The sequence below is a fragment of the Paracoccus sp. PAMC 22219 genome, assembly GCF_000787695.1.
Lineage (GTDB): Bacteria > Pseudomonadota > Alphaproteobacteria > Rhodobacterales > Rhodobacteraceae > Paracoccus.
The window spans coordinates 1-5690 of sequence record NZ_BBPH01000070.1; the positions used below are offsets into that span (position 1 = coordinate 1).

The window sequence follows — 5690 nt, forward strand, 5'->3', positions numbered from 1 at the left end:
ATCGAGATGCGCCCCGGCTGGATGGACCCAGTCCCCGCCGGACTGTATGACGTCGAGATCACCGCCGCCCCCGCCGACCATGCCATGCACCGCGCGGGTCAGCGCCTGCTGGCCTGTCCCGCCCAGGCCGCTGCCGCGCTGGCCGCCGCCCTGCCGGGGGCCGCACCCCGCGACTGGTGGAACCCGGCCCGCGCGGCGCTGCAGGCCGCGTTCGACAACCCGCAGGATTGGGGCCCGCACGCGATCATCCGGACGCTGGCCGCCCATGTGGCCGCCGACACGGTCGTGACGGTGGACAGCGGCGCGCATCGCATCCTGCTGTCGCAGATGTGGCAGGCACGCCTGCCCGTGCGGCTGCTGCAATCGGCGGGGTTCTGCACCATGGCCGCTGCCCTGCCGCTGGCCATCGGCGCCGCGGTGGCGCGCCCCGGCCACCGTACCATCGCCGTGATGGGCGATGGCGGGTTCGAGATGTGCGCGGGCGAAATGGCCACTCTGCGCGACCTCTCTCTGCCCGTGACGGTGCTGGTCTTTCAGGATGAAAGCCTGGCCCTGATCGCGCAGAAGCAGGCCCAGGCCGGGCTGGCCCCGCGCGCCACCGCGCTAGGCCGCACCGATCTGGCCGCCGTCGCGCGGGGGTTCGGCGCGCATGGAGACACCGTCACCGATGCGCCCGCACTGGCCCGCGCGCTGGATGATGCCGCCGCCCGTCCGGGCCCCTCGCTGATCGCCTGCAGGTTCGATGCCGATGACTATCGCGACGCGTTCTGATTTTCCCGGCACGATCGCCCGATCGACCGCGCGCGACATCAGGCTGGACGTGTTCCGGGGTCTGGGCATGCTGATCATCCTGATCGCACATGTGCCGGGCAACCCGTGGACGCTGTGGATTCCCGCACGCTTCGGGTTTTCCGACGCGACAGAGATGTTCGTGTTCCTGTCCGGCATGGCCTCGGCCATCGCGTTCGGCGGCACGTTCGACAGGCGCGGGCCATGGCTGCTGACCGCGCGCGTGGCGCAGCGGCTGTGGCAGTTGTGGTGGGCGCATCTGGCTCTGTTTCTGGCGATCTTTGCGCTGGTCACGTGGGCCGGAATGCGGCCCGACGGGCAAAGCTATGTCAGCCGGCTGAACCTGCAGCGTTTTGCCACTGATGCGGGGCTGGTGCTGGATTTCATGCTGCTGCGCTATGTCCCGAACTATTTCGACATCCTGCCCATGTATATGGTCATCCTGGCGCTGCTGCCGGTCATGCTGATGGCGGAACGCGCGCATCGCGCCCTGCCGCTGGTCCTGATTGTTGCCCTGTGGAGCTTGGCGCAAACCCGCCTGATGCCGTTCCCGGCCGAGCCCTGGTCGGATCGCGGTTGGTTCTTCGACCCTTTCGGCTGGCAATTGCTGTTCTTCACCGGGTTCTTCCTGCGGCGCGGGACATGGCGCGCGCCGCCCGCACGCGGATGGCTGCTGGGGCTGGCGGTGGTGTTTGTCGTCGCCACAGTCCCGTTTGCATGGTATCAGACCCTGCGCGCGTATCCGGTCCTGCGGGACGTCGCCGACACCATCCGGCCACTGACCTCGAAGACCACGTTCGGACTGTTCCGCTATCTGCATTTCCTGTCGCTGGCGGTGATCGCGCTGGCGCTGGTCGGCCCCGCCGGCGCGCGTCTGACCCGTCCCGTGATCGCGCCCGTCACCGACGCTCTGCGCCGCATCGGCCAGCAATCGCTGGCGGTGTTCCTGGCCGGCATGTTTCTGGCGCAGGTGATCGGCATCGCGCTGGACCAGATCGGGCGCGACGCGCTGACGGTCACGCTGGCCAACCTGTCGGGCTGTGCGATCCTCTATGGCGTCGCGCGGGTCACCGGCTGGTTCAAATCAACCCCCTGGAGCACCCCCCGCCCATGACCAACAGCCTTGACGGTATCCGCATCCTCGATCTGTCGCGCATTCTTGCGGCACCGACCGCCACGCAGCTGCTGGCCGATCTGGGTGCCGAGGTGATCAAGGTCGAACGCCCCGGCGCGGGCGACGACACCCGCAGCTGGGCCCCGCCCCACGTCACCCGCACGGACGGGACGGAAACCGACCTGTCGGGCTATTTCCTGTCGGCCAACAGGGGCAAGCAATCCATCGCGGTCGATTTCACCACGCCCGAGGGCGCGGAGATCATCCGCGCGCTGGTCAAACATTGCGACATCGTGGTCGAAAACTACAAGCCCGGCGATCTGGCCCGGCGGGGGCTGGACTATGACGATCTGGCGGCGTTGCGGCCGGGGCTGATCTGGTGTTCGGTCACCGGCTTTGGGCGGCACGGAGCGGATGCCGACCGGGCGGGATACGATTTCATCGTGCAGGCCATGGGGGGCATCATGTCGCTGACCGGCGATCCGGATGGCCCGCCGATGAAGGTCGGCGTGGGCATCGCCGACGTGATGTGCGGCATGTATGCGGCGACCGGCATCTTGGCCGCCCTGCACCACCGCGACCGCACCGGAGAGGGGCAGCGCGTCGATGTCGCGCTCTATGACGCGCAGCTGGCATGGCTGATCAATGGGGCGACGAACATGCTGGTGTCCGGCAATGCGCCACGAAGGCTTGGCAACCGCCACCCCAACATCGCGCCCTATCAGACGATCGCCACGGGTGACGGGGTGCTGGCGCTGGCCTGTGGCAACGACGCGCAATTCGCAAAGCTGGTGGCGGTGCTGGGCGCGCCGGGTCTGGCGGACGATCCGCGATTTGCGACCAACCGCGCGCGGGTCGAGCACGTCGATGCGCTGGAGGATGCGCTGCTGCCGCTGTTCGCCCGCGACACCGCCACCGCGTGGGAGGCACGCCTGACCGAGGCCGGCGTTCCCGCAGGCCCGGTCCGCAGCGTGGCCGAGGTGCTGGCCGACCCCGACACCGTGGCGCGCGGCATGCTGACCACCCTGCCGGCCGAGGACGGCCTGCCACCCATCCGCCTGCTGGGCAACCCGCTGCAGATGTCGGCCACGCCTGTCCGCGCGCCGCGGCGCCCGCCCTTTCTGGACGAACACCGCGACGATATCTTGCGCCGGTTCGGACCTGCCTGACGGTGATCAGTCGTCGGCGATGGCGGGCCAGTTCGCCTCGGACTGGGCCAGGTACTTGGGGATGTCCTAGCGCCAAGTGTCCTGCACCGCCGCGTCATAGTTCAGGTACAGCTTGCCATCCACGATGGTGAACGCCGCTGGATCGACGCCGACCTTGTATCCGCGCGCCACGCCATAGGCGCAATAGTTGCCGTATTGCGGCAGATAGGCCTCGGGCTGGGCGACGAATGCCGCGCGGTTCGCCTCTGACGCGAACTTATAGGTCACGCCGTCATGGCGGTGGGTCAGCGCGGCATCTCCCCGCACCGGGGCGTTCTGGGTGAAATAGGCCACCAAGTCGTAACCCGCCGCCCCCAGCCCGGCGGGCGCATTGACATGGGCGGGATGGGACTGCGCGTGCAGCCCCGGTCCGGTCAGACCCGCAAGGCCCAGCACCGCGGCCGCAAGCGCGGCGGGGATCAGAAATGTCTTCATCGCGTCCTCCTGTACAACTGTTCTAGTGTCGGCCAACGACTGCCGCACGTTACGGGCCCCCGATCACATAAGCGTGCGCATCAAGATGTGCTGTCGACGTCCCAATTCGCAGATCGATCATGGGATGCACGACGTACAGGCGGCATCGAAGGTTTTGGGTCCAATGATTTCAGCCCTTAGCCTTGGTTCGAACTTCGTGAGGAGACGTGATCATGAGCAAGATGTACTGGCTGACAGGCTCGCAGAAAGCGCTTTTGCTCCTTCTTTCCCAAAATCCAAGGCCGTCCGCGGGTTGACGATCTGCGCATGCTGAGCGGCATTGTCTTCATCAAACGCATTGGGTGGCGATGAGGCGATGCGCCGAAGGAATGCGGGCCTGCCAAGTCGCTCTATAAGCGTTGGAGCGATGATGGGATCTTCGCCCGGATCATGCTCGGCCAGACCGCCCGGGGCGCCGATCCGAATACGATCATGATCGATGCGACCTCTCTGAAGGCACAGCGCACGGCTTGTAGCCTGTGTGCAAAAAAGGGAGCGCGCGGTCGACAGATCGGTCGGAGGAAAGGCGGCCTGAACAGGAAACTGCACGCCATCACTGATGCGGAAGGCCGCCCGATGAGGTTCCATATGTCGGCCGGACAAGTCAGCGACCACACCGTCGGCGACGCTGCCGGGTGATCTGCCGAAGGCTGGATGGCTACTGGCGGACCGGGGACATGCCGCTGACTGGCTGCGAAAACCGTGGGCAGGCAAAGGGATAAAACCATGACCCCGGGCCGGAAGTCTTACCAGAAGGTCGTTAAACACGACACGCTACGCTACAGACGGCGTAATAACATCGAGATCATATTCGGCCGCCCTAAGAACCGGCAGCGCGTCGAAACCCGGATCGCGCCCAATGCCCGAACACACACCTTTCCACCATCGCTTTGGCTGAAACTGTCCTGTCCTGGCTGTGAACCTTAATGCTTCCGGCGCAGAGCGACCTCGCGTCTATGGAACCGGCAAGCAGTTCACATCGGCATGTCCAGTAGAAATTCCCTCAGTATCGGCAAGACGCGCTCTGCTGGCTGGTACCCCGCTGTCACGAGGCTGTATCCAGCCTGCTCATCGGTGCCTGCGATCAGACAGGGAAAACCTCTCACTCCAGCCTTTTGGGTAATAGCAAAGTCCTGCCAGGTCTCTTTCCTGATTTCCTCGCTGCGGAACTCTTGCAGAAACTCATCACGATCAAAGCCAGCCTCCATGGCCAGGTCCGCCAGAACCTGCTCATCGGTTACATCTCGATTTTGAGCGTAGAACGCGGCATGCGTGCGTTTGAGAAAGTCGAGCGCACCACTTATGCTTCGGTGGCGCGCGATAATGACCGCTCTCGAGACGGGTTCGCTGTCATAGATAAAGTTTTGCCGCTCAAAAAATCCGAAATCAAAGGGTTGACTGGTGGCTGCATGCACATGCGTCCAATGTTCTCGGATTTCCCGCTTGGAGGTTTCCCCGAGCGTTTCTGTCGTTCCGGGACGCAGCCCACCCAAGATGAGCCGAATTGGCAGAGAGGGACCAAACTCCTGACGAATGCTGTCAATCACAGGCGAAAACCCCCAGCACCATGAGCACATTGGATCTGCAAAATAGATCAGGTGCGCATTGGTCATCGCGACCTCCATTTTTAAAGTCTTCAAGGCAACGTCCTCGACATGGCCGTGGTTGCTGCTTCGTCACTACGAGCTACTCCCCGATCCTTGGACGATTTTTTGGAGATGTTTAAGCGACTGCCTGCGCCTGTTGTTCGGTTTCGATCGTGTCGAAGTAGACTTCGGCGGGCGGCGTCCCACCATAGGCGGTGTGGGGTCTCCGATGATGACAGAACGCAATCCATTTGCCGATGGCAGCCTTCGCCTGCGACCCCGTTTCCCAAGCGTGCAGGGAGACGCATTCATTCTTAGGGACCGCCAGAGGCGCTCGATGATCGAGGGCATGAATGACGTGCCACTGGTCTTTCATCCGACTACGACCGGAGCCGGTAGTTGATTTACGCCTTTTGGCGCGGGTTGAGCAATCGCCTGGCACGCGGAACCCTCATCGCGTGCAGCGGGTCGGGCGACTGCGGTGGTCAGGTGCAGTGCGAAACCTGCGTGGGTCTGGTA

Annotated in this window: 5 protein-coding genes and 3 pseudogenes; 4 read left to right on the top strand and 4 right to left on the bottom strand. The window is 64.5% G+C overall.

Translation table 11 applies throughout. The features are described 5' to 3' along the window. The 3 genes from TY51_RS08435 to TY51_RS08445 form a co-directional block, all read left to right on the top strand. On the top strand, nucleotides 1-771 hold a 771-nt coding region (locus tag TY51_RS08435), incomplete at its 5' end, for a thiamine pyrophosphate-dependent enzyme (RefSeq protein ID WP_042248300.1). Continuing rightward, complete coding sequence (locus TY51_RS08440; RefSeq protein ID WP_042248303.1) at nucleotides 749-1903, top strand: OpgC family protein; 1155 nt, start codon at nucleotides 749-751, stop codon at nucleotides 1901-1903. The genes TY51_RS08435 and TY51_RS08440, both read left to right, overlap by 23 nt. Further along, entirely contained in the window at nucleotides 1900-3072 is a 1173-nt protein-coding gene (locus TY51_RS08445) for a CaiB/BaiF CoA-transferase family protein (protein ID WP_042248306.1), read from the top strand. The genes TY51_RS08440 and TY51_RS08445 overlap by 4 nt, the downstream gene beginning before the upstream one ends. Nucleotides 3073-3138: 66 nt before the next feature. Here the strand turns inward: TY51_RS08445 and TY51_RS08450 are convergent, their stop codons facing one another. Next, nucleotides 3139-3546 carry a YHS domain-containing (seleno)protein gene (locus tag TY51_RS08450; protein WP_042248309.1) on the bottom strand — a complete coding sequence of 136 codons (408 nt, stop codon included), beginning with the start codon at nucleotides 3544-3546 and terminating at the stop codon, nucleotides 3139-3141. A 212-nt stretch (nucleotides 3547-3758) separates the two neighbouring features. On the opposite strand from TY51_RS08450, the pseudogene TY51_RS20965 reads away from it, so the two are divergent. Then, nucleotides 3759-4505, top strand: a pseudogene (locus tag TY51_RS20965) (IS5 family transposase). 54 nt (nucleotides 4506-4559) lie between these two features. Here TY51_RS20965 and TY51_RS08460 read toward each other — a convergent pair. The 3 genes and pseudogenes from TY51_RS08460 to TY51_RS23315 form a co-directional block, all read right to left on the bottom strand. Next, complete coding sequence (locus tag TY51_RS08460) at nucleotides 4560-5198, bottom strand: DsbA family protein (RefSeq protein WP_042248315.1); 639 nt, start codon at nucleotides 5196-5198, stop codon at nucleotides 4560-4562. A gap of 109 nt (nucleotides 5199-5307) precedes the next feature. Next, nucleotides 5308-5510: pseudogene (locus TY51_RS24505) on the bottom strand (integrase core domain-containing protein); the annotation flags it as partial. A gap of 33 nt (nucleotides 5511-5543) precedes the next feature. Then, a pseudogene (locus TY51_RS23315) lies at nucleotides 5544-5690 on the bottom strand (IS3 family transposase); the annotation flags it as partial.